General features: G+C 58.9%; 20 protein-coding genes. 8 read left to right on the plus strand and 12 right to left on the minus strand.

What is annotated here, in order from left to right; all coding sequences use genetic code 11:
• Positions 1-5: 5 nt before the first annotated feature.
• Positions 6-2,057 (minus strand): excinuclease ABC subunit UvrC, encoded by a 2,052-nt coding sequence (gene uvrC / locus CRO62_RS23240; RefSeq protein ID WP_179784607.1) that lies wholly within the window; start codon positions 2,055-2,057, stop codon positions 6-8.
• Complete coding sequence (locus CRO62_RS23245) at positions 2,054-2,842, minus strand: SDR family oxidoreductase (protein WP_003512437.1); 789 nt, start codon at positions 2,840-2,842, stop codon at positions 2,054-2,056. Before CRO62_RS23245 ends, uvrC begins: the two co-directional genes overlap by 4 nt.
• Before the next feature lie 347 nt (positions 2,843-3,189).
• Between CRO62_RS23245 and CRO62_RS23250 the strand changes: the two genes are divergently transcribed.
• Positions 3,190-3,846, plus strand: coding sequence for an outer membrane protein (locus CRO62_RS23250; protein ID WP_003512439.1), 657 nt, complete (start codon positions 3,190-3,192; stop codon positions 3,844-3,846).
• A gap of 117 nt (positions 3,847-3,963) precedes the next feature.
• On the opposite strand, the gene CRO62_RS23255 is transcribed toward CRO62_RS23250, so the two are convergent.
• Together CRO62_RS23255 and CRO62_RS23260 are read right to left on the minus strand one after the other, a co-directional pair.
• Positions 3,964-4,560: a glutathione S-transferase gene (locus tag CRO62_RS23255; protein WP_097102161.1), complete on the minus strand. Its 597-nt coding sequence runs from the start codon at positions 4,558-4,560 to the stop codon at positions 3,964-3,966.
• A gap of 33 nt (positions 4,561-4,593) precedes the next feature.
• Positions 4,594-5,367: a ribonuclease T2 family protein gene (locus CRO62_RS23260; RefSeq protein WP_097102164.1), complete on the minus strand. Its 774-nt coding sequence runs from the start codon at positions 5,365-5,367 to the stop codon at positions 4,594-4,596.
• A 199-nt stretch (positions 5,368-5,566) separates the two neighbouring features.
• Here CRO62_RS23260 and CRO62_RS23265 point away from each other — a divergent pair, with 199 nt between their 5' ends.
• The gene (locus CRO62_RS23265) at positions 5,567-6,502 is read left to right on the plus strand and encodes a lysylphosphatidylglycerol synthase domain-containing protein (protein WP_019565412.1); all 936 of its coding nucleotides are present in this window, start codon (positions 5,567-5,569) and stop codon (positions 6,500-6,502) included.
• Positions 6,503-6,511: 9 nt separating this feature from the next.
• On the opposite strand, the gene CRO62_RS23270 is transcribed toward CRO62_RS23265, so the two are convergent.
• The gene (locus CRO62_RS23270; RefSeq protein WP_003512446.1) at positions 6,512-7,375 is read right to left on the minus strand and encodes a 23S rRNA (adenine(2030)-N(6))-methyltransferase RlmJ; all 864 of its coding nucleotides are present in this window, start codon (positions 7,373-7,375) and stop codon (positions 6,512-6,514) included.
• 29 nt (positions 7,376-7,404) lie between these two features.
• On the opposite strand from CRO62_RS23270, the gene CRO62_RS23275 reads away from it, so the two are divergent.
• Positions 7,405-9,624, plus strand: a complete 2,220-nt coding sequence (locus tag CRO62_RS23275; RefSeq protein ID WP_179784608.1) for a molybdopterin-dependent oxidoreductase — start codon at positions 7,405-7,407, stop codon at positions 9,622-9,624.
• Positions 9,625-9,690: 66 nt separating this feature from the next.
• Positions 9,691-10,317: an NUDIX domain-containing protein gene (locus CRO62_RS23280; protein WP_097102166.1), complete on the plus strand. Its 627-nt coding sequence runs from the start codon at positions 9,691-9,693 to the stop codon at positions 10,315-10,317.
• 55 nt (positions 10,318-10,372) lie between these two features.
• On the opposite strand, the gene CRO62_RS27715 is transcribed toward CRO62_RS23280, so the two are convergent.
• The 4 genes from CRO62_RS27715 to purM all read right to left on the minus strand — a co-directional run bounded on the left by CRO62_RS27715 (position 10,373) and on the right by purM (position 13,715).
• Positions 10,373-10,510, minus strand: coding sequence for a hypothetical protein (locus tag CRO62_RS27715; protein WP_323455514.1), 138 nt, complete (start codon positions 10,508-10,510; stop codon positions 10,373-10,375).
• A gap of 392 nt (positions 10,511-10,902) precedes the next feature.
• Positions 10,903-11,838: an omptin family outer membrane protease gene (locus tag CRO62_RS23295; protein ID WP_097102168.1), complete on the minus strand. Its 936-nt coding sequence runs from the start codon at positions 11,836-11,838 to the stop codon at positions 10,903-10,905.
• A gap of 132 nt (positions 11,839-11,970) precedes the next feature.
• The gene (purN, locus tag CRO62_RS23300; RefSeq protein ID WP_097102170.1) at positions 11,971-12,645 is read right to left on the minus strand and encodes a phosphoribosylglycinamide formyltransferase; all 675 of its coding nucleotides are present in this window, start codon (positions 12,643-12,645) and stop codon (positions 11,971-11,973) included.
• Positions 12,642-13,715 (minus strand): phosphoribosylformylglycinamidine cyclo-ligase, encoded by a 1,074-nt coding sequence (gene purM, locus CRO62_RS23305; protein ID WP_097102172.1) that lies wholly within the window; start codon positions 13,713-13,715, stop codon positions 12,642-12,644. Before purM ends, purN begins: the two co-directional genes overlap by 4 nt.
• 296 nt (positions 13,716-14,011) lie before the next feature.
• Here purM and CRO62_RS23310 point away from each other — a divergent pair, with 296 nt between their 5' ends.
• The 4 genes from CRO62_RS23310 (at position 14,012) to ppx (ending at position 19,699) form a co-directional block, all read left to right on the plus strand.
• The gene (locus tag CRO62_RS23310) at positions 14,012-15,151 is read left to right on the plus strand and encodes an AI-2E family transporter (RefSeq protein WP_080798846.1); all 1,140 of its coding nucleotides are present in this window, start codon (positions 14,012-14,014) and stop codon (positions 15,149-15,151) included.
• A gap of 2 nt (positions 15,152-15,153) precedes the next feature.
• Positions 15,154-15,882: a DnaA regulatory inactivator HdaA gene (gene hdaA / locus CRO62_RS23315; RefSeq protein WP_013635869.1), complete on the plus strand. Its 729-nt coding sequence runs from the start codon at positions 15,154-15,156 to the stop codon at positions 15,880-15,882.
• Positions 15,883-15,980: 98 nt separating this feature from the next.
• On the plus strand, positions 15,981-18,179 hold the full coding sequence (locus tag CRO62_RS23320) for an RNA degradosome polyphosphate kinase (protein ID WP_097103263.1): 2,199 nt from the start codon (positions 15,981-15,983) through the stop codon (positions 18,177-18,179).
• Positions 18,176-19,699 carry an exopolyphosphatase gene (gene ppx, locus CRO62_RS23325; RefSeq protein WP_097102174.1) on the plus strand — a complete coding sequence of 508 codons (1,524 nt, stop codon included), beginning with the start codon at positions 18,176-18,178 and terminating at the stop codon, positions 19,697-19,699. Before CRO62_RS23320 ends, ppx begins: the two co-directional genes overlap by 4 nt.
• 47 nt (positions 19,700-19,746) lie before the next feature.
• Here the strand turns inward: ppx and CRO62_RS23330 are convergent, their stop codons facing one another.
• The 3 genes from CRO62_RS23330 to CRO62_RS23340 all read right to left on the minus strand — a co-directional run bounded on the left by CRO62_RS23330 (position 19,747) and on the right by CRO62_RS23340 (position 21,405).
• Positions 19,747-20,379: a DapH/DapD/GlmU-related protein gene (locus tag CRO62_RS23330; protein WP_097102176.1), complete on the minus strand. Its 633-nt coding sequence runs from the start codon at positions 20,377-20,379 to the stop codon at positions 19,747-19,749.
• Positions 20,380-20,566: 187 nt separating this feature from the next.
• Positions 20,567-20,881, minus strand: a complete 315-nt coding sequence (locus tag CRO62_RS23335) for a hypothetical protein (protein WP_097102178.1) — start codon at positions 20,879-20,881, stop codon at positions 20,567-20,569.
• Positions 20,882-21,057: 176 nt separating this feature from the next.
• Positions 21,058-21,405: a hypothetical protein gene (locus CRO62_RS23340; protein ID WP_097102180.1), complete on the minus strand. Its 348-nt coding sequence runs from the start codon at positions 21,403-21,405 to the stop codon at positions 21,058-21,060.
• Positions 21,406-21,527: the final 122 nt, after the last annotated feature.

Here is a 21,527-nt window from a genome sequence, read left to right on the forward strand (position 1 = left end):
CGCCTTCAATCGCCACTGCTCTCATGGAAGTGATTGTAGATTTGCCGCGCTACGGCTTCTGAAATGCCGGTGACATTCATCAGATCGTTGAGGCCTGCGCGTGAAACCGCCTTGGCCGTACCGAAATGCTGCAGCAGCGAGCGCTTGCGTCCTGGGCCGATCCCCGAAATTTCATCCAGCGGATTGCGCACCATTTCCTTCTTGCGCCGCGCCCGGTGAGAGCCGATGGCAAAACGGTGGGCCTCGTCGCGCATGCGCTGGATGAAGTAAAGCACGGGATCGCGCGGCGGCAGGGAAAAATCGCTGCGGCCATCCGCAAAGAAGCGCTCGCGGCCCGCCTCGCGGTCCACACCCTTGGCGACGCCGATGGCAATCACGCTGTCGCGAATGTCGAGCTCATCGAGGATGGCACGCACCGCCGTCATCTGTCCCTGACCACCATCGATCAGGATAACGTCCGGCCAGGCGGGGAAGGGCATGTCCGCGGCTTCCTCGGGTGCGGGCGTCAGCGTCTGCGCGCGGTCGGGCTTGCCCTCTTCCTTCAACAGGCGCGAGAAGCGGCGGGTCATGACCTCACGCATCATGCCGAAGTCGTCACCGGGAGTGATGTCGGTCGATTTGATGTTGAACTTGCGATACTGGTTTTTCACGAAGCCTTCCGGCCCCGCCACCACCATGCCGCCCACGGCATTGGTGCCCATGATGTGCGAGTTGTCGTAGATCTCGATCCGGCGCGGCACGTAGGGAAGGTTGAAGGTTTCCGCGAACCCCTTCAGCAGCCGCGCCTGAGACGAGGTTTCCGCCAGCTTGCGGCCATGCGCCTCGCGGGCATTGGCAAGAACATGGTCGGTGATGTCCTTCTTCTCGCCGCGCTGCGGCACGCTGATCGTGACCTTGTGTCCGGCTTTTTCACCGAGAGCAGCGGCCAGCAATTCCTGTTCCTCTACGGTTTCGGAAAGCAGGATCTGCTTCGGCACCGGTTTGTCGTCGTAAAATTGCGCCAGGAACGCATTGAGGATTTCCGAGCCGGGCAGGGACGGGTCCGCCTTTGGAAAATAAGCGCGGTTGCCCCAGTTCTGGCCGGTGCGGAAAAAGAACACCTGGATGCAGGATATGCCGCCCTCGTGATGGATGGCGAAAACATCCGCCTCCTCGATGCCGGCCGGGTTGATGCCCTGATGGCTCTGGACGTGCGAGAGCGCCGTCAGCCGGTCGCGATAGACGGCGGCGCGCTCGAAGTCGAGATCCTCGGCCGCCTCGTTCATCTGCCGTGCAATCGCGGTCTTGACGCTCTGGCTCTTGCCGGACAGGAAATCCTTGGCTTCCTTGACGAGTTCTGCATACCCCTCATCGCTCACCTCATGTGTGCAGGGGCCGGAACAGCGCTTGATCTGGTAAAGAAGACAGGGCCGCGTGCGGGTTTCAAAAACGCTGTCGGTGCAGGTGCGGATCAAGAACGCGCGTTGCAGTGAATTGATCGTGCGTCCGACGGCTCCGGCAGAGGCGAAGGGTCCGAAATAGTCACCCTTGCGCGCCCGCGCACCCCGGTGCTTGAAAATCGCCGGTGCACGATTGTCGGCGGTGATCAGGATATAGGGAAATGACTTATCGTCGCGCAAAAGCACATTAAAGCGCGGCCGCAAGCGTTTGATGAGGTTAGCTTCCAGGAGAAGCGCCTCGGTTTCCGTGCGGGTGGTGACGAATTCCATATGGGCGGTCAGCCGCACCATTTGCGCAATGCGGTTGGAATGCACGCGACCCTGGGCATAGTTGCCGACGCGCTTCTTCAGCGAGCGCGCCTTGCCGACGTAGAGAACGTCGTTCGCCTCGTTGAACATGCGGTAAACACCCGGCGAGTTCGGCAGGTGTTTGACGAATTCGCCGATCAGATCCATGCCCTTCAGGCCGGATTCGTTTTTCCAGCCGGCATTCCAGTCCATGCCGGCAACGTCGCGCGGTGCCTCGGCCGCGTCTGTCGCGGCAAGGTTTGCATCGTCGTCTTCGTCATCGGTTTCATCGAAGAGAATACCGCCGTCAGGCAGCTTCTTTCCGTTCATTCAGGTATCTCCGCCACATCAGGGGTTTCCCAGCCAAGATGCTGGCCGCCATCGAGCGCGATCATTTGTCCGGTGATCGACGGCGTATCAAAAAGAAAGCGAATCGTCCGCCCGAACTCGTCGGGTTCCGGACCGCGCTTTAATATAAGGCCGTCGATCTGCGCCTGAAAGTCCTCCGGCGCCTGTCTTTCGCTTTTGAAGGAGGGACCCGGCCCGATGGCGTTGACGCGCACCCGCGGCGCAAAACTCTGCGCCATCGTCCGTGTGGCTGTCCAAAGGGCCGATTTCGAAAGCGTATAGGAGTAAAAACGCGGCGTAAGCGCAAGTACACGCTGATCGATGATGTTGACGATCAGTCCGGATTTATCCTGGGGCAATTGCTGAACGAAGGCGGCCGCGATGAGGGAAGGCGCCCGCACATGCACGGAAAAATGCGCGTCGAAGATCGCCGGATCGGGCGTTTCTGCCGAATCGTCCAGAAAAATGGATGCATTGTTGACGACGACGCCTATGGGGCCGAGCGCCGAAGATGCCTGTTCGACAAGCGCCATTGTTGGCGATGATTGTGTCAGATCCGCCTGAACGGCAACGGCCTTGCCGCCTTTTTGCCTTATTTCGTTAGCGAATTCCTCGGCTTGACCCATAGAGGCATTGGCGTGGACGGCAATCGCAAAGCCATGCGAGGCCAAATCCGTGGCGATCGCCCGCCCGAGCCGCCGGGCGGCACCCGTTATCAAGACTGTCTTCGGTATATTTTCTTTCACAGCGGACCTGCATTTGCTCATACACGCCCTATTTGCTGGATATAATCGCAAATCGCAAGCTGTCCGTGGGCCGTAAAAGAATTGTGTGGATTTTTATTGGTAATGTAATTTAAATTTAATTTGAATATAACTAAGTTTAAATTCGATATATTGGAAATTAAGTTTCCGGTAGGGTTAATAAAACCCTTGTGGCAATTAGGCAACGTCTAATTCTAGTCACGTGTCTGCCCCAAACAATTCACATTTTGGCTCTTTGATCTCCGCATTCTCCCATCAAATTCAATTTTCAGAGGGGCGATTAACCCGACGAATTTACCGCGTCTAAAAACAATGTTTTGAGTACGGCGCGGTCCTGAAAGGAGAATAACATGCGTATTTTCGTAGCAACCATTATGGCTTCGACCATTGCAGCCGCCGGTTTCTCGGCTGCTCACGCCGCTGACGCCGTAAACGACGTGCCGCAGGCACCGGTAGCCTACGACCAGCCCGCTCCGGTCAAGAACTGGACCGGCGCTTACCTCGGTGGTACCGCCAACTACGATTGGGGCCGTTTCAGCTCCAGCAACGACGGCCGTGACGCCAAGGGCGCCGGCGGCGGTATCTACGGCGGTTACAACATGCAGAACGGCCAGATCGTTTACGGTGCCGAAGCAGACGTTAACCTCGGCCGCGAGCGCGGTTCCGCTGGTACGGTTGGTGGCAACGCCGTCGAAGGCAAGCAGGGTGTCAACGGCTCGCTGCGTGCCCGCGTCGGTTACGACATGAACCCGTTCCTGCTCTACGGTACGGCTGGTCTCGCAGCCTCCGACAACAAGGTACGTGACGCGACCTCCAAGGACAGCGCAACCGCCCTCGGCTACACCGTTGGTGCCGGCGTTGAAGCCATGGTTACGGACAACATCACTGCCCGTCTGGAATATCGCTACAGCGACTACCAGAAGAAGGACTACAGCCTGGACTCCGGCGCGTTCTCGCGCGGCTTCGACGACCACTCCGTCAAGGCCGGTATCGGCGTCAAGTTCTGATCCTTCAAGGATCGGTAAAAGAAAAGCCGGGGTTTACGCCCCGGCTTTTTTTGTTTTTGCCATCAGTGACCACATCCATGCCCGGCGATCAGGCCAGGCATGGCGCTCACATTGGCGTCAGGCGGCGGCCTTCATGTCCTTATAGGCTTCGAAACGCTTGCCGAATGTCTCCGGCCATTGCGCCAGCGCCTCGTGTCCTTCGGCCCATTCGCCTGCAAAACGCAGATCGAGATAACCGATCAGTGCCGCAAGGGCGAAATGTCCGCCATGCAGCTTCTTGCCGGTTTTCGGCAGATTGGCGTTGAGATGATCCAGACCCTTCACCGCCTTTTTCCACTGCTTGTCGATCCATGGCTGGTGAACCCTGTCTTCCGGACGGGAACGGCGCTCGTAAACGATGGCCAGCAGGCAATCCATGATACCGTCGCAGAGCGCTTCCAGAATTTCCGCTTCGGTGCGCTTGCCGTTCTTTTTCGGGTAGAGCTTGCCGCCCGAAAGGCGGTCTAGATAGTGCATGATCGCGACGCTGTCATAGACCGAGCCGCCATCGTCCAGAAGCAGGACCGGAATTTTGCCGAGCGGATTGTTGTCAACCAGCGTCGCGGGCTCGGCATTGGTGTCGACGGCGACGTTGGTAATGTCGATGCCGAGATGGCGGGCGGCCATGCGCACCTTGGCGGAGTAGGGAGAAGTGACGGAATAAAGCAGTTCCATAGTAGGGTCCTGACATATGTTGATGTGTGGGTATTAGCGAATGGGGACGATTTCGGTAGCGCTGACGCGGCAGCCCTTGCGGTCAAGCTCAGGGCAATCGCGGAATGTCATGTCCTTGTTGAGGCAGATACGGACTTCCTCAAGGCGTTTTCCGTCGCAGCTGATCGAGATGCCGCGTTTCGACATGCCGGGGTTGGCGTCGGTGAAGGCGGTTTCGATGGCGTCGGCGGAAAGGGTGGCGCCTTTAGCGCCGGAGGCAATCGTCTCCGGCAGCTTGACCGCCTCGAAGGCGGTTCGTGTTGCCGAAAAATAATCCTTCTGCGAAAGGCCGGAGCAGGCGCCGTGCTTGCGCCACTGGTGGCCGATCAGGCCCATGGAGGGCATGATGTCGAACATCGTGCGGCCGATTGCGTCGGGCACACGGTCCGGCTCGCTGCTCGTGCAGAATTCGGGGTATCCGGTTTCGTTTTGCGGCCAAAGCCCGTGTACGACGAAACCGTACCGCCTGTTGCTGCCGCATTGCTGGCGATTGCCGGAACCTTCGGAGCTGGCGCAGAACGCCGGCGACCAGGAGAGCGAAAGCACATAAAAATCGAAGCCTGTTCCGGCGGGCCCAGGGTTTTTGCCCGTGTCTCGCCGGGCAATTCCCGGCTGGAATGTTTCGGGCCTGGAGTTGCCGGCGGGCTGCGTTTGGGATTGGGTCTGCCGGTTGGTTGCAGAACCGGTCGGGGCCGGATTTTCCCGCGAAAACCAAAGGGCCGCAAGCGACAGAAGACCGAGGGCGATGAAACCGGCATAACGCTTCATTTCGTGCACGTTCTCCGGAAAATGGACGACCTCATATCGCCCGCAGACGACAAAGCGGTCTTACATAAATTTGTGAACGAGGCAAACGGGCAAAAAGGTTGAAAGCTTCGCCGCATAACGAATAGAGTCGAACGAATCTTCTGCGGAGTGCGGAAATCGGGTTGGGGTGAAGCTGGGGGAAATAGGCGGGCATGACCGCATGACATTGAAGAAATACATCTGGCCCGTCATTGGTCTGGCAACGATCGGTTTTTCGGCCTGGCTGCTCTATCACGAGCTGCGCGGTCTTTCACTCGATGATCTATGGGAAAGCCTCACGGCCATTCGCGCGCGGGACTGGGTGTGCTCCGGCCTGTCGACGCTTGTCGCCTATGCCGCCCTTGCCGGTTACGACCGCATCGCTCTCCAGCATCTCGGCCGCAAGGTAAACTGGTTCTTCATCACGCTCACCTCCTTCACCACCTACGCGCTTTCCCACAATGTCGGGGCATCCGTGTTTTCCGGTGCCGTCGTCCGATACCGGGCCTATACGTCCAAAGGGTTGAGCGCTGCCGAAGTCGGCATTCTTGTCGGCCTTTGTTCCTTCACCTTCATCATCGGAACGATCATGCTCATCGGTCTGGTGCTGGTCTACGAACCGGACATTACCGAGCGCTTTACCGGCATCCTGCCCGTGGAAGCATCAACGACAACCGGCGTCCTGCTGCTCGCCATCGTCGCACTTTATGTGCTCGGCAGCCTTTTGAAGCTGCGGCCGCTGAAAATCGGTTCGTTTTTTCTGCCATATCCCGTGCCGAAACTGGTGGCGCAACAGCTTGTCATCGGTCCGATCGAACTGATCGGAGCCGCAGGCATCATCTATTTCGCGCTGCCGGAAGCCGGAAATCCCGGTTTCATGATCATTCTCGGGATTTTCCTGATTTCCTTTTCAGCGGCGCTCATCTCGCACGCGCCGGGCGGGCTTGGCGTGCTGGAGCTGGTCTTCGTCACCGGCCTGCCGGATATGAACCCGGCCGACGTGATTGCGGCGCTGCTGGTGTTCCGGCTGTTCTACCTCATCATCCCGTTCATCATGGCGCTGTTCGTGATCCTGTTCTTCGAACGATCGCAGCTTGCACAGGCGCGGAAGGGGTGAGGTAAACCCTCAATCCTCTTCCGGCTTTTCCTCGCCGCGCAGCCAGAAGGCGCGGTGCGAGGCGTATCTATCCTGCGCCATCACCGTCTTCAGGAATGGCAATAGCGTGTGCAGCTCGTCCTTCAGCGTGTAGGGCGGGTTGACGACGATGAGGCCTGAGCCGCTCAAGCCTTCCAGGCGGTCACTTTTCACGGAAAGTTCCGCGCACAGCATCTTCGGAATATCGAAGGATTGCAGCCGCTCGTGGAAATCCTTGATCGGTGCGCCTTTTTTGAGCGGATACCAAAGGCAATAGGTGCCGGTGGAGAAACGCCGATATGCCTTGTTCAACCCGTCCGCCAGCCGCTGATATTCATTTTCAAGCTCGAAAGGCGGATCGACGAGGATGAGGCCGCGTTTTTCCTTCGGCGGCAGATGCGCGCCAAGCGACAGCCAGCCATCGAGCTCCGTCACCCGAACCTGATAATCCCCCTCAAACAGACGCGCCAGCGCGCGTGCGTCGTCCGGGTGCAGTTCCATGGCCGAAAGCCGGTCCTGCGGGCGGAACAGCATGCGCGCGAGTTTCGGCGAGCCGGGGTAGAATTGCATGCCGCCTTCGGGGTTAAGCTCTCTCACGGTGGAAAGATAGGGTTCCAGCAATTCGGCGACAGGGGCCGGCAGATCGGCGTCCATCAGCTTGCCGATGCCGGTCTGCCATTCGCCAGTCTTCTGCGCCTCTTCCGACGACAGGTCGTAAAGGCCGATGCCGGCATGAGTATCCAGCACCCGAAACGCCTTGTCCTTGTTCTGCAGGTAACGGACGAGACGGGCGAGAACGGCGTGTTTGAGAACATCCGCGAAATTGCCGGCGTGGTAGATGTGGCGATAGTTCATGGAATGTGTCTCGCTTGCCGATGGGGATGATGAATATTCTTGATGGACGTCACTTCGGCCTTTTTGCCGCGTCGCTGATGCAATATAGAAAAGACATGAACCTTGCGACCCCGATTTCCGCTAAAAACGCTACCCCGAAAGCCGAAAGTGCCACGCGCATCGGCCACACGGTCTGTCCGCATGACTGTCCGAGCGCCTGCGCGCTGGAAGTGGACATCAACGCCGATGGCCGCATCGGCCGCGTGCGCGGCGCCAATGCCAATACATACACTGCCGGCGTCATCTGCGCCAAGGTGGCGCGTTACTCCGAGCGTATCTATCATCCCGGCCGTCTTTTGACCCCGAAGCGCCGCAAGGGCGCGAAGGGTGCCGGCGACTGGCAGGAGATATCCTGGGAGGCGGCACTTGACGAGGTTGCCGACGCCTTCGTCAAAGCCGAGGCAAAGCACGGCACCGAGGCCATCTGGCCCTATTTCTATGCTGGAACCATGGGACAGGTTCAGCGCGATTCCATCGAGCGCCTGCGTCACGCCAAGAAATATTCCGGCTTTTTCGGATCGATCTGCACCAACATGGCCTGGACGGGTTATGTGATGGGTACAGGCGCGCTTCGCGGACCCGATCCGCGCGAAATCGGCAAGGCCGATGTCGTCGTCATCTGGGGCACGAATGCTGTCGCCACGCAGGTCAACGTCATGACCCATGCGGTAAAAGCCCGCAAGGAACGTGGCGCGAAGATCGTCGTCGTCGATATCTATGACAATCCGACCATGAAACAGGCCGATATGCGCATCGTCCTGCGTCCCGGCACCGATGCGGCGCTCGCCTGCGCCATCATGCACATTGCCTTCCGCGATGGTTATGCCGACCGCGATTACATGGCGCGCTTCGCTGACGATCCGGCAGGACTTGAAGAGCATCTGAAGTCGAAGACGCCGCAATGGGCGTCCGAAATCACCGGTATTTCCGTGGAAGAAATCGAGGATTTCGCAAGGCTCGTGGGCACGACGAAAAAGACCTTCTTCCGGCTCGGTTACGGTTTCGCCCGCCAGCGCAACGGCGCGGTCGCCATGCACGCGGCTCTTTCTATCGCGACCGTTCTTGGCTCCTGGCAATATGAAGGCGGCGGCGCCTTCCACAATAACGGCGATATCTTCCGGCTCAACAAGGCGGAACTGATGGGCACAGCCTATGCCGACCCCGACGTGCGCCAGCTCGACCAGTCACAGATCGGCCGTGTGCTGACGGGAGATGCGGAAGCGCTGCGACACGGTGGCCCGGTGACGGCGCTGCTTATCCAGAACACCAACCCCGTCAATGTAGCACCCGAGCAGCGGCTGGTGAAACAGGGTTTCCTGCGCGACGATCTTTTTGTTGCCGTGCATGAGCAATTCATAACGGAGACGGCCGAGTTGGCCGATATCGTGCTGCCGGCCACCATGTTCCTTGAACATGACGATATCTATCGCGCCGGTGGCCAGAACCACATTCTGCTCGGCCCCAAGCTGGTGGAGCCGCCGGAAACCGTGCGCACCAATCTCTTCGTCATAGAAGAACTGGCGAAACGTCTTGGTATCGACCATATGCCGGGCTTCGGTCTTTCAGCCCGCGACCACGTCGATCATATGCTGAAAGTCAGCGGCTGGGGCGATTTCGATACGTTGTCGGAAGAAAAATGGATCGATGCGCAGCCTTCTTTCGAGGTGGCGCATTATCTCGAGGGCTTTGGTTATGGCGACGGAAAATTCCGTTTCAGCCCCGAATGGGCGACGGGGCCATCTCCGAACAAGCCGCCGAAAAATATCGGCGTGATGGGGCCGGTTGCGCAATTTCCCAAGTTCCCGGATCAGGTAGATGTCATCGAAACCGCTGACGGAGAGCATCCTTTCCGACTGGCGACATCGCCAGCGCGCAACTTCCTCAACTCCACCTTCGCGGAAACGAAAACCTCCGTGCAGAAGGAAGGCCGTCCGGAAGTGATGATCTGTTCCGAGGACGCCACCCGTAACGGTATAGCCGATGGCGACATCGTGCGTATCGGCAATGGCCGCGGCGAAGTGCGCCTCCATGCGAAAATCGTGGAGGGTGCGAGGCCCGGCGTTCTGGTTGCCGAAGGGTTGTGGCCCAACAAGGCGCATCTGGACGGCGAGGGTATCAATGTTCTGACCGGCGCCGATGCCGTCGCCCCCTATGGCGGCGCGGCTTTCCACGACAACAAGGTGTGGCTCCGCCGCGACGACGAAGCCTGAAAGGCTTGATATTGCACCGCAACAGGGCCAGGCTGAACACTTCCGCGACAGGCAAAGGAATATCCGGTGACACAGACGCAAGCGAAAAACGTTCCGGCCGACACTGATTCCGGCAGGGTCCGGCTGGTGGAAAAGGAAACGGTGTGGAAGGGCTTCGTGCATATGCAGAAGCTCGTTTTCGACCAGCGCATGCCGGATGGCAAGACAATCCGCATCGTGCGGGAAGTCCACGATCACGGCAGCGCCGCCGCCATCCTTCTATACGATGCCAAGCGCGACAGCGTGGTGATGGTGCGCCAGTTCCGCCCTGCCGTCTTCGTGAACGGCGATCCAAGCTTCATGATCGAAGTGCCAGCGGGGCTCCTCGATGACGACAATGCGGCCGACGCCATTCGCCGCGAGGCGATGGAAGAATCTGGCTACGCGGTGGAAAAGGTCGAATACCTGTTCGACATGTATGCCAGCCCGGGAACGCTCACCGAAAAAGTCAGCCTCTTCGTCGCCCGAATCGATCTTGACATGCAGGCCGGCAGTGGCGGCGGTCTGGAAACGGAAGGCGAGGATCTGGAGGTTCTGACCTACGGCCTCGACGAAGCCTTCGCGATGATCGCGTCCGGCGAAATCACCGATTCCAAGACGATCATTTTGCTGCAATGGGCGATGTTGAATCGCGCGGCTCTGCGCAAACCTTAAGCGAACGCGACGTTTTCCTGCTTTGCCGCAACCGCAAGCTTCCCGTGATGTGTTGCTAGAGGCACATTGTCGAAATCGCAAGCGAGAGGTAGGCGGCGTCATCGGCGGAAAGCGCGTGTTTTTGTGCCAGGCGGATGATCGAGACGTGAGCGGCGCTTGATGAGAGCGTCAGCGGCAAGCAGGCAAAACGCATGCGAATTGCAAAGATGTCATCTGAAGAAATACGCTTTCGGCGTTCGGCCGAAAGCAATATGTTGCGCAGCTCGTGCGAGAGAAGTCCGGTACGAAAGCGTCGTGCGTTTCCAGCCGCGAAAGCGCTTCATCGGCGATTGTGCCGTCCTCGTCAGGCAGTAAACAAGCCGCGACTACCGAGGCGTCCACGACAAAGGCCATTACTTGCGGCCTTCTTCTTTCCACGCCTTGATCTCATCCGGAGTTGTCTTTTTTTGTTGCGACCGTTCTGTCCGCATCGCAGAGATGAGCTGTTGACGAGATTGAGGATCGCTCGCTTTTACGAGGCATGCCACAGCTTCGTTCCGCGTGCGATAATAACATCTTCTCCCGCCTCAACCGGACGCCGTCAAATCAGAACCTGCCCTTTACGCCGGCCCCAACGAAAAGCGACTGCATATCGCCGCCCGCCGCATCTTTATAAAATAGGCCGGTAGTTCCGCCAGTCGGTGTGAGGGTTTTGTCACCGCGACCGAAGCTCGTATATTCGTATGCGCCATCCAGGTAGAGGGAGGCATTCTCAGTCAGGGCATAGGCGATACCCGCTTTTGCGCCGAACATGCCCCCAATATCGAATTTGTCGGTGAAGCGGATCGAACGCATCCAGTGATCGTCCGTGGCTTTCGCATAGATCATTGCGCCACCTTCGAGGCCGGCATTCAGCGACCAGTTCCCGAATTTGCGCCCACCGGTCACATTGCCGTAAAATACGGGGATTTGCTGCCGGTAGGTGATGGCTTTTTCGCTATTGTTGAACTCACCGACATTATTGCGAAATCCTCGCCAACTGTAGATGTAGTCACCGCCATAGGCGGACCACTGCACGTCGGTATAGCGAAAGCCGATACCGGCACTGAGGTGCTGCAGCCGGTCTTCCAGCAGTGTTCTGTTAAGTTCGATGCTTCCGGTCAGGTAGTGGTCGAGGCGGGTGTCGCCGTGCTGTGAGCGGTCGCTCCATCCAGTTTTCGACGTATCCCTGTAATAGGGAGGCAGCCAATCGTAGTCGGTCATGTAGCCATCGCCAGCAAAGCCGATCCGACCTTCCGTTTTTACGCGCCAGTCGGGTGACAGCTCAAGTCCGAGCGATCCGCGTAACGCCATGGCATTTGTTGTTTTCCAGTCGAGTTGACTGTTTTTGTGGCTTCCGTTGTAAAAGGTCTCGGTGGCCTTGATGTTTAGAACACCGGCATCGAGCGAAGCGGTGATGCCGCTTTGCTCGGCGGCGAGCGGCAGGCTCGTACTCACCAGTAAAACGGCCGAAAGCGGCAGGGAAAACCTCGAAAATAGCATAATCGCTCCTGAATGACCGGAGGGCCCGAAATACGTGGCCGTTGAGGGCATTAGAGATGATTATGGTAAACGTTCGGTTTATTTTAGAGGAAATACCACTTTGAGTATCTTTGTACTTTAGTGAAATCTTTATCAGTAAGCAGAAATCAGGCTGGGATACTCGGATTTACTTGCGTCGCTGCTGGAGACGGCTTTGCCGCCTTCCATCCGCACCTTGCCTTCTGCAAGCTGCTTGAGGGCCAGCGGATAGAGCTGATGCTCGACGGTGAGTATCCGCGCCGCCAGCGTTTCGGCCGTGTCATTGGAAAGAACCGGCACCGCGCCTTGAGCGATAGTCGGGCCTTCGTCCATGCCTTCGGTTACAAAATGTACGGTGCAGCCGGAAATCTTCATGCCGCTGTCGATGGCGCGCTGGTGGGTGTGCAGGCCGGGAAAGAGCGGCAGAAGGGAAGGGTGGATATTGATGATGCGGCCTTCATAGGGGGCGATGAAATCCCCGGAGATCAACCGCATGTAGCCGGCAAGACAGATGATATCCGGCGCAATCTCGCCAAGTGCCGCCAGAATGGCGCCCTCGTGCTCGGCTTTGCTGGCATAGGTCTTGCGCTCGAAAACGAGCGTGGGAATACCGAACGCCTGCGCCTTTTCCAGCCCGCCTGCCGACGCCTTGTCTGAAATTACACAGGCGATCTCGGCCGGAAAATCCGTCTCCTGACAGGCCTTGGCAAGCGACACCATGTTGGAGCCGCTGCCGGAAATGAAAACGACGACACGTGCGCGGCCAGATCGAGAGGCGGCGCTCATCATAGGCTGAGGGCGCCCTTGTAGATCGTGCCGTGCGCACCCTCTTCGCGGGCGACCATGCGGCCGAGCGGGAACACGGTCTCGCCTTCCGCCGTCAGGGCGTCGGTGACCTTGGCGGCATTTTCAGCCGAAACGACCACGATCATGCCAACGCCGCAGTTGAACGTGCGCAGCATTTCTTTGGCTTCGACGCCACCAGTTTTTGCAAGCCACGAGAACACAGCCGGAACCTCGATCGCGTCGAGATCGATCTCGGCGGCGAGATGCTTGGGCAGAACGCGCGGAATATTCTCCGGGAAGCCGCCGCCGGTAATATGCGCCAGCGCCTTCAGCGCGCCGGTCTCGCGGATTGCCTTCAAAAGCGGCTTTACATAGATGCGCGTCGGCGTCAGCAGCGCTTCGCCAAGCTTCTTGCCATCTGCGAAGGGGGCAGGGGCGTCCCAGTCAAGGCCGGAGACCGAAACGATCTTGCGCACCAGCGAAAACCCGTTGGAATGAACGCCGGAGGACGAAAGCCCGAGAATGACGTCGCCTTCGGAAATATCGCCGGCGGGCAGAAGCTGGCCACGTTCGGCAGCACCCACGGCAAAGCCCGCGAGATCGTAGTCGCCATCGGAATACATGCCGGGCATTTCAGCGGTTTCACCACCGATCAGCGCACAGCCGGATTCGCGACAGCCGGCAGCGATGCCGGAAACGATGGCAGCGCCCTGATCTGGGTCGAGCTTGCCGGTCGCGAAATAGTCGAGGAAGAACAGCGGTTCTGCGCCCTGCACGACGAGATCGTTGACGCACATGGCAACGAGATCGATGCCGACGGTGTCATGGAAATTCGCGTCGATGGCGATCTTCAACTTGGTGCCGACGCCGTCATTGGCGGCCACCAGAACCGGATCGTTAAAGCCTGCGGCCTTCAGATCGAACAGGCCGCCGAAGCCGCCGATTTCGCCATCCGCGCCGGGACGCCGCGTCGAGCGCACCGCCGGTTTGATCTTTTCGACCATCAGGTTGCCGGCGTCGATATCCACACCTGCGTCACTATAGGTAAGACCGTTCTTGCCCGACTGGCTCATCGCTCTCGTCTCCGCTGGTTCCTTTGGCGTCGCCATTCGCACGGGACGGGGCCTGATGCAAGGGTTTGAGTGGCAAAAGCTCCGGTTTTTAACGGCTTTGCGACGGTTTGACGTTTTGTGTGCCTCGGGCCTCTCGACGGCGATATGCGCAGCGCAGACTTGAAAACCCGTCGTCGTTGCACAGACCTGGTAACCGCCGTGTCTATCGCTGCCCGACCACCGGCCTTGACCATGTGCATATGCGCATCCTATCTCCATCATGGGCAATGACGGCACGGCGACAAGAGGATGAACGGATGCAACCCCATGTGAGCGGTACGAGCCTGCGCCGGCAGGTTTTTTTCTGGATAGGCGTGCTTGCCGTCTTTATCTTTTTCCTGATGGTCTTCAGCTCCATCCTCCTGCCTTTCGTGGCGGGCATGGCACTTGCCTATTTTCTCGATCCGGTTGCCGACTGGCTGGAGCGCCGAGGCCTCAGCCGGTTAATGGCCACCGTCGTTATCCTCGTCTCCTTCGTGCTGATTTTCGCGCTGTCGCTCATCATCATCATTCCGCTGATTGCCGCCCAGGCATCCGAATTCATCACGCGCATCCCGCAATATATCTCGTCCCTGCAGCAGTTGATCGCCGGTGCGGACGCCAATCTGCTGCCTGACTGGGTGAGCAACCAGATCAATGCGGTGAAGGAGAATTTTTCCAAGCTGCTGACCGAAGGCGCGGGCTTCATCGGCACCCTGCTGACGCAGATCTGGAATTCCGGCAAATCGCTGGTCGATGTCATGTCGCTGCTGGTCGTTACACCCGTCGTCGCCTTCTACCTGCTGCTCGACTGGGACCGGATGATCGACAAGGTCGATAGCTGGATACCGCGCGACTACGTGCATACGGTCCGCCAGATCGCCCGCGACATGGACAGGACAATTGCCGGATTCGTGCGCGGGCAGGGGTCGCTCTGCCTGATCCTCGGCGTTTATTACGCTGTCGGCCTGTCGCTGGTGGGTCTGAATTTCGGCCTGCTGATCGGCCTTTTCTCCGGCCTTATCAGCTTCATTCCATATATTGGTTCGATGGTTGGCCTCATCCTTGCCGTCGGCGTTGCCATCGTGCAGTTCTGGCCTGATTATATCTATGTGTTTCTGACACTTGCCGTGTTCTTCTCCGGCCAGTTCATCGAAGGCAACATCCTGCAGCCGAAGCTCGTCGGCAGCAGCGTCGGCCTGCATCCGGTATGGCTGATGTTCGCATTGTTCGCCTTCGGTGCGCTTTTCGGTTTCGTCGGCCTTCTGGTCGCCGTGCCGGCGGCGGCAGCCGTTGGCGTGCTTGTCCGCTTTGCATTGTCGCGATATCTTGAAAGCGATCTTTACCATGGGCACGCCGCCAACCTTCCCTGGGAAGAACAGGAAACGTCCTCCGGCAAGGTTGACTCTCAGGGCTAACGATGACTGACCAAATCAAAAACGACAACGCCCGGTCGAAGGCCGAGCAGCTGCCGCTCGCATTCTCACACCAGTCCGCTTCCGGAAGGGACGATCTTCTCGTGTCCGACTCGCTCAAGGCTGCCGTCAGCCTTGTGGATGAATGGCCGAACTGGCCTTCGCCCGTGGTGGTGCTGGCCGGGCCTCCGGGTTCGGGAAAATCGCATCTCGCCAATATCTGGAAAAATATCAGCAGCGCGCAGGATATCCACCCGCAAGCAGGTGTTGGCGCTGCGCGCCTTGCCGAAACCGGACCGGTTCTGTTCGAGGATGCCGATCGCCGCGGTTTTGACGACACCGAACTTTTCCATGTCATCAACAGCGTGCGCCAGCACGGCACCACGCTTTTGATGACCAGCCGGCAATGGCCGGCCGCATGGCCGGTGACATTGCCGGACCTGCGCTCACGCCTGAAAGCCGTGACGGTGGTGGAGACAGGCGAGCCCGACGAGGGTCTTCTGGCACAGGTGCTGGTGAAACTCTTCGCCGACCGGCAGCTTTATATGGATGACAAACTCATAGGCTACATCGTCAACAGAATGGAGCGTTCACTCGATACGGCGCAGACGATTGTGGACCGTATCGACAGGCTGGCGCTCTCGCGTGGAACGAGGATAACCCGTCCCTTGGCGGCGGAAGTCCTCAACGCGATGGGCGAAGGGACAAGGGGTAGCGGGCTGGAGGTCGATTGACTGTCACAGTTCCGTCGTCAAACTGTTATACGGGCAAGAGGGACGATCGCGGGATGCAGCAGGATCACGGGACGGAAAGTCAGGGGATGGTACAGGACATGGACGCAATTGTGCAGGACGACTTCAACAAGGTTCAGCCGGTGACCGAGGGCGAGAACCTCTGGGACAGCCCCGCGCGCTTCATCAACCGCGAATTCTCCTGGCTCCAGTTCAATCGCCGTGTTCTGGAAGAAACGCTGAACACTGATCATCCGCTGTTGGAGCGGCTGCGTTTTCTGTCCATCTCCGCCGCCAACCTCGATGAATTTTTCATGGTCCGCGTCGCCGGCCTCGAAGGCCAGGTGCGCCAGAAGATTACGGTCAAGACACCTGACGGCAAGACACCAGCCGAGCAGCTGGAAGACATTCTGAAGGAAATCGACAACCTGCAGATGGAGCAGCAGGCTTCGCTTGCCGTTCTGCAGCAATATCTCGCCAAGGAAGAAATCTTCATCGTGCGGCCTGCCGCACTTTCCGAAGCGGATCGTACCTGGCTGGGCACCGAGTTCGAGGAACGTATTTTCCCGGTGCTGACGCCGCTGTCCATCGACCCTGCGCACCCGTTCCCCTTTATCCCGAACCTCGGTTTCTCGATGGGCCTGCAGCTCGACAGCGTCAACGGCCGCGAGCCGATGACGGCGCTGTTGCGTCTCCCGACCGCGCTCGACCGCTTCGTTCGTTTGCCGGATGAGAAAAACGCCATCCGCTACATCACGCTTGAAGATGTGGTCGGCCTGTTCATTCACCGTCTTTATCCGGGCTATACCGTCCGGGGATTCGGCACGTTCCGCATCATCCGCGACAGCGATATCGAGGTGGAGGAAGAGGCGGAAGATCTGGTCCGCTTCTTCGAAAGCGCGCTGAAGCGCCGCCGCCGCGGTTCGGTTATCCGCATCGAGACCGACAGCGAAATGCCGCAGTCGCTCCGCCAGTTCGTGGTGCACGAGCTCGGCGTGCCTGATAATCGCGTTGCCGTTCTGCCCGGCTTGCTCGCGCTCAACACCATCTCGGAAATCGTGCGCGCACCGCGCGACGACTTGAAGTTCGAGCCTTACAACGCCCGTTTCCCCGAGCGCGTGCGTGAACATGCCGGCGATTGCCTTGCCGCCATCCGCGAAAAGGACATGGTGGTTCACCACCCCTATGAAAGCTTCGACGTGGTTGTGCAGTTCCTGTTGCAGGCTGCGCGCGACCCCGAAGTGCTCGCCATCAAGCAGACGCTTTACCGCACCTCCAACGACAGCCCGATCGTTCGCGCGCTGATCGACGCGGCGGAAGCCGGCAAATCCGTTACCGCGCTGGTCGAATTGAAGGCGCGTTTCGACGAAGAGGCGAACATCCGCTGGGCGCGCGATCTGGAGCGGGCCGGCGTGCAGGTGGTGTTCGGCTTCATCGAACTCAAGACGCATGCCAAGATGTCGATGGTGGTGCGCCGCGAGGACGGCAAGCTCAGAACCTATTGCCACCTCGGCACCGGCAACTACCACCCGATCACGGCCAAGATCTATACCGACCTGTCCTTCTTCACCTGCAACCCGAAGATCGCCCACGACATGGCGAATATCTTCAACTTCATCACGGGTTACGGCGAACCGGAAGAGGGCATGAAGCTCGCTATTTCGCCCTATACGCTGCGTGCGCGTATCGTGAAGCACATAAATGAAGAAATCGAGCACGCCAAGCGCGGTGCGCCGGCGGCGATCTGGATGAAGATGAACTCGCTGGTCGATCCCGAGATTATCGATACGCTTTACCGCGCCAGTGCGGCTGGCGTGGAGATCGATCTTGTCGTGCGCGGCATTTGCTGCCTTCGCCCACAGGTTGCGGGTCTGTCGGACAATATCCGCGTCAAGTCGATTGTCGGCCGCTTCCTCGAGCACAGCCGAATCTTCTGCTTCGGCAATGGTTTCGGCCTGCCGTCCGACAAGGCTCTGGTCTATATCGGCTCCGCCGACATGATGCCGCGCAACCTTGATCGCCGCGTTGAAACGCTGGTGCCGCTCACCAACCCCACCGTGCACGAGCAGGTTCTTTCACAGATTATGCTGGGCAATCTCATTGACAACCAGCAGAGCTACGAGATACTTGCGGACGGAACGTCGAGGCGCATCGAGGTGCGTAGAGGCGAAGAACCGTTCAACGCGCAGCACTATTTCATGACCAATCCCAGCCTTTCCGGACGTGGTGAAGCCCTGAAATCAAGTGCGCCCAAATTGATTGCCGGGTTGATTTCTTCCCGCAAGAAACAGGCTGAATGACTCGATCAGAAGCACAGGGGCGGCTGACCGGCCTTGCCCCCGTTTCCGTCATAGATATTGGTTCGAACTCCGTTCGTCTCGTCGTATATGAAGGTCTTTCCCGCGCGCCCGCCGTGCTGTTCAACGAAAAGGTCCTTTGCGGTCTCGGCAAGGGACTGGCCCTCACGGGCCGGATGCATGAGGAAGGCGTTAGCCGGGCTTTGATGGCACTGCGTCGCTTCCATGCGCTTTCCGAACAGGCGCAGGCGCAGCAGCTCTACGTGCTGGCGACAGCGGCAGCGCGTGAAGCGGAAAACGGCCCGGATTTCATCCGTGAAGCCGAAGCCATACTTGGTTGCGAGATCGAGGTACTGTCCGGGGAAAAGGAAGCGCTTTATTCCGCCTACGGCGTGATCAGCGGTTTCCACGACCCGGATGGCATTGCAGGCGACCTGGGCGGCGGTTCGCTGGAACTCATCGACATCAAGGGCAAGAACTGCGGCGAGGGCATCACCCTGCCGCTCGGCGGCCTTCGGTTGTCGGAGCAATCGGATGGCTCGCTGGAGAAGGCGACGACCATTGCCCGCAAGCACGTCAAATCCTTCGCAAAGCTGCTGGCGGCCGGCGAGGGGCGTACCTTTTATGCCGTGGGCGGCACGTGGCGAAACATCGCCAAGCTGCACATGGAGATCACGGGTTATCCGCTGCACATGATGCAGGGATATGAATTGCCGCTGGCGGAAATGTTGAATTTTCTGGAAGAAGTCATCGTCTCCAGGGACAGCAAGGACCCGGCCTGGCAGGCGGTCTCCAAGAACCGCCGTTCGCTTCTGCCGTTCGGCGCCATCGCCATGCGCGAAGTTCTAAAGGCAATGAAGCCGGCAACGATCGCCTTTTCGGCGCAGGGCGTGCGCGAAGGTTATCTTTATTCGCTGCTGACGGAAGCGGAGCGGGATACCGACCCGCTGCTGGTCACGGCCGACGAGCTTGCCATTCTGCGTGCCCGTTCGCCCGAACATGCGCGAGAACTGGCCGACTGGAGCGGCCGCACCTTTCCGGTGTTCGGCATCGAGGAGACGGAAGAGGAAAGCCGTTACCGGCAGGCGGCCTGCCTTCTGGCCGATATCAGCTGGCGCGCACATCCGGACTATCGCGGCCTGCAGGCGCTCAACATCATCGCCCACTCCTCCTTCGTGGCGATCACCCATCCGGGCCGCGCCTATATCGCGCTTGCCAATTATTACCGCTTCGAAGGGCTGAACGACAACGGCACCACACAGCCGCTCGCCGCCATGGCGGGTGACCGCCTGCTGGAACTCGGCAAGTTGCTCGGCGGCCTGCTGCGCGTCGTTTACCTCTTCTCAGCCTCCATGCCCGGCGTCGTCGATCACCTGAAATTCCGCAAATCCGCCAATCCGGATCTGGATCTGGAATTCGTCGTACCACACGCCTATTGCGATTTTGCCGGCGAGCGTCTGGACGGACGCCTGCAGCAACTGGCGAAACTAACGGGCAAGCGGTTGGCGTTTGTGTTCGAGTAACGGGCAGGCGCCGGCCATTTGGTACCACAGACAGTTGTGGGACTATACTAGGACCAGCGCTGACAAAAGGCTTCGATATCGCTTGATTGAAAGTCGGCTAGCCGCGCCATGATCGTCTCGAAGGGCCAGTCCCACCAGGCGATCTTGGCAAGCTTCCCCGCCACGGTTTGCGAAAACCGCTCGCGAATGATCTTCGCGGGAACACCGCCGACGATGGTGTAGGGCGGCACGTCCTTGGTGACGACCGCGCCTGCTGCGAGCACGGCGCCGTCTCCAATCTTCACGCCCGGCAGCACGATGACCCCGTGACCGATCCAGACATCGTGACCGATGATGGCGCGATCCTCCTTGCGGCGATCGAAAAAAGCGCCGTCGCGTACCGCATCTGTAGCGTAATATTCCGGGCAGTAGCTGAAACGGTGCATGGACGGTCGGTCCATTGGATGGTTCGGTGCGCCAACCCTGATGTCCGCGGCAATAGCGCAGAATTTCCCGATTGTCGCATCACCGACAATACAACGGGGTCCGAGGTAGGAGTAATTCCCGAGTTCGACGTTGTGCAGAGAGGTATCGGCCAAAATTTCGCAGCAGCTACCTATGTTCGAGTCCCTTATGCTTGCCGTCGAATGGATAACTGTCTCTGCAAGCTTGGGGCGATTGAGTTGTGCGGTTGAGTGCATGCCTGTCTCCGGATTTCGGCCTGCGTAACCGGGGACTATGAAGGGCATGTGACGTGAAATTGCGAAGGCAAGCTAATTAGGCCAGATATCCTTTTGAAATGCAGATCGTGCGCGCGCTTTGCGTGGAACGAAATCTGTCTTCACACAGCGCCGTCAGTCGCCGGAACCATCCGCAGTCGCAGCTTTTTTACTTCCAGTAATGGTCGGATATGTTTTGAGCGTTCTGGATGATGTGACGCGCGACTTCGGGGTCTCCGCCCTCGAATGTTTCCAGGTCGGCTCCGCATTGCAGCAGGAAAAGCTGCTGGTGTGCGACAGCGGCAAAATAGTCATGAGGCGGTGGCTGTATTTCAGAGCCGATTGACTGGAGTTCGTCGGCAGCCTGTTTGCTTGCACGCTCAAGCGCTGCGAAAATAGTGGACACCATCGCCGATTCTGTCCGTTGCAATATATCCTGAACCTGCCGTTCGGCGGGCGTCAGGACCGGGCAGCTCTCACTCATCGCACAACTCTCCTCTCGGCACGCCTTGTTTACCTGCGGTACTATGCCATGGATTGTGTCTGCTTTGGGAGGAGAAGCTGAAGTTGTGGATTTGAAACCGCAAACGAAAAACACGACAGACCGAAACCGGTTTGTCGCCGAGACAAACCGGTCGCCTCGCCACAAGCCGTTATTATTCAGCAGTGCCCCAGCGCCTTCCTGATACAGGCGCTGAGATAGGCATATTGCAGGGGCGTGGCCCTTGCCATCGCCTCCGTGCGGGTGGCGGGCCTGTCCTCGTAACCGACCGGAATATCGAACTGGGTGAAGGTGAAATCCCAGCGGGTGCCGTTGACGATATTGTAGAAATGGTCGGCGCCGCTAACGACGGTTTGGGCGAGGTCGCCACCGAAAATATCTTGCACCACAAGTGCTGTAACGCCGCCTTGCCCCCTGGCTGGGTTTTCCCTTGACCACAGGCTGCTGGTTTCGAGCGACCAGCTTTTCCTCAGGGCGTAATACAGTCGTTCGGCATTGTCCTGCATGACGGGTCTTTCCTGTTTCGGAACCGGGTTCCGGGTCAGGTTGGGTCGGTACAGGAACGGAGCGCCGCGCTTCCTTTTGCAGGCCGCAGGGACGCTCCGTTCAGTTGAGATTGCGCCAATGC

The sequence above is a fragment of the Rhizobium sp. AN6A genome (assembly GCF_900215635.1).
Classification (GTDB): domain Bacteria; phylum Pseudomonadota; class Alphaproteobacteria; order Rhizobiales; family Rhizobiaceae; genus Agrobacterium; species Agrobacterium tumefaciens.

What these genes read in the sequence shown, in the direction of transcription:
- uvrC (WP_179784607.1), bottom strand. Translation starts at nt 2,057, where the DNA reads ATGAACGGAAAGAAGCTGCCTGACGGCGGTATTCTCTTCGATGAAACC.
- CRO62_RS23245 (WP_003512437.1), bottom strand. Translation starts at nt 2,842, where the DNA reads ATGAGCAAATGCAGGTCCGCTGTGAAAGAAAATATACCGAAGACAGTC.
- CRO62_RS23250 (WP_003512439.1), top strand. Translation starts at nt 3,190, where the DNA reads ATGCGTATTTTCGTAGCAACCATTATGGCTTCGACCATTGCAGCCGCC.
- CRO62_RS23255 (WP_097102161.1), bottom strand. Translation starts at nt 4,560, where the DNA reads ATGGAACTGCTTTATTCCGTCACTTCTCCCTACTCCGCCAAGGTGCGC.
- CRO62_RS23260 (WP_097102164.1), bottom strand. Translation starts at nt 5,367, where the DNA reads ATGAAGCGTTATGCCGGTTTCATCGCCCTCGGTCTTCTGTCGCTTGCG.
- CRO62_RS23265 (WP_019565412.1), top strand. Translation starts at nt 5,567, where the DNA reads ATGACATTGAAGAAATACATCTGGCCCGTCATTGGTCTGGCAACGATC.
- CRO62_RS23270 (WP_003512446.1), bottom strand. Translation starts at nt 7,375, where the DNA reads ATGAACTATCGCCACATCTACCACGCCGGCAATTTCGCGGATGTTCTC.
- CRO62_RS23275 (WP_179784608.1), top strand. Translation starts at nt 7,405, where the DNA reads ATGAATATTCTTGATGGACGTCACTTCGGCCTTTTTGCCGCGTCGCTG.
- CRO62_RS27715 (WP_323455514.1), bottom strand. Translation starts at nt 10,510, where the DNA reads ATGCGTTTTGCCTGCTTGCCGCTGACGCTCTCATCAAGCGCCGCTCAC.
- CRO62_RS23295 (WP_097102168.1), bottom strand. Translation starts at nt 11,838, where the DNA reads ATGCTATTTTCGAGGTTTTCCCTGCCGCTTTCGGCCGTTTTACTGGTG.
- purN (WP_097102170.1), bottom strand. Translation starts at nt 12,645, where the DNA reads ATGATGAGCGCCGCCTCTCGATCTGGCCGCGCACGTGTCGTCGTTTTC.
- purM (WP_097102172.1), bottom strand. Translation starts at nt 13,715, where the DNA reads ATGAGCCAGTCGGGCAAGAACGGTCTTACCTATAGTGACGCAGGTGTG.
- CRO62_RS23310 (WP_080798846.1), top strand. Translation starts at nt 14,012, where the DNA reads ATGCAACCCCATGTGAGCGGTACGAGCCTGCGCCGGCAGGTTTTTTTC.
- hdaA (WP_013635869.1), top strand. Translation starts at nt 15,154, where the DNA reads ATGACTGACCAAATCAAAAACGACAACGCCCGGTCGAAGGCCGAGCAG.
- CRO62_RS23320 (WP_097103263.1), top strand. Translation starts at nt 15,981, where the DNA reads ATGGACGCAATTGTGCAGGACGACTTCAACAAGGTTCAGCCGGTGACC.
- ppx (WP_097102174.1), top strand. Translation starts at nt 18,176, where the DNA reads ATGACTCGATCAGAAGCACAGGGGCGGCTGACCGGCCTTGCCCCCGTT.
- CRO62_RS23330 (WP_097102176.1), bottom strand. Translation starts at nt 20,379, where the DNA reads ATGCACTCAACCGCACAACTCAATCGCCCCAAGCTTGCAGAGACAGTT.
- CRO62_RS23335 (WP_097102178.1), bottom strand. Translation starts at nt 20,881, where the DNA reads ATGAGTGAGAGCTGCCCGGTCCTGACGCCCGCCGAACGGCAGGTTCAG.
- CRO62_RS23340 (WP_097102180.1), bottom strand. Translation starts at nt 21,405, where the DNA reads ATGCAGGACAATGCCGAACGACTGTATTACGCCCTGAGGAAAAGCTGG.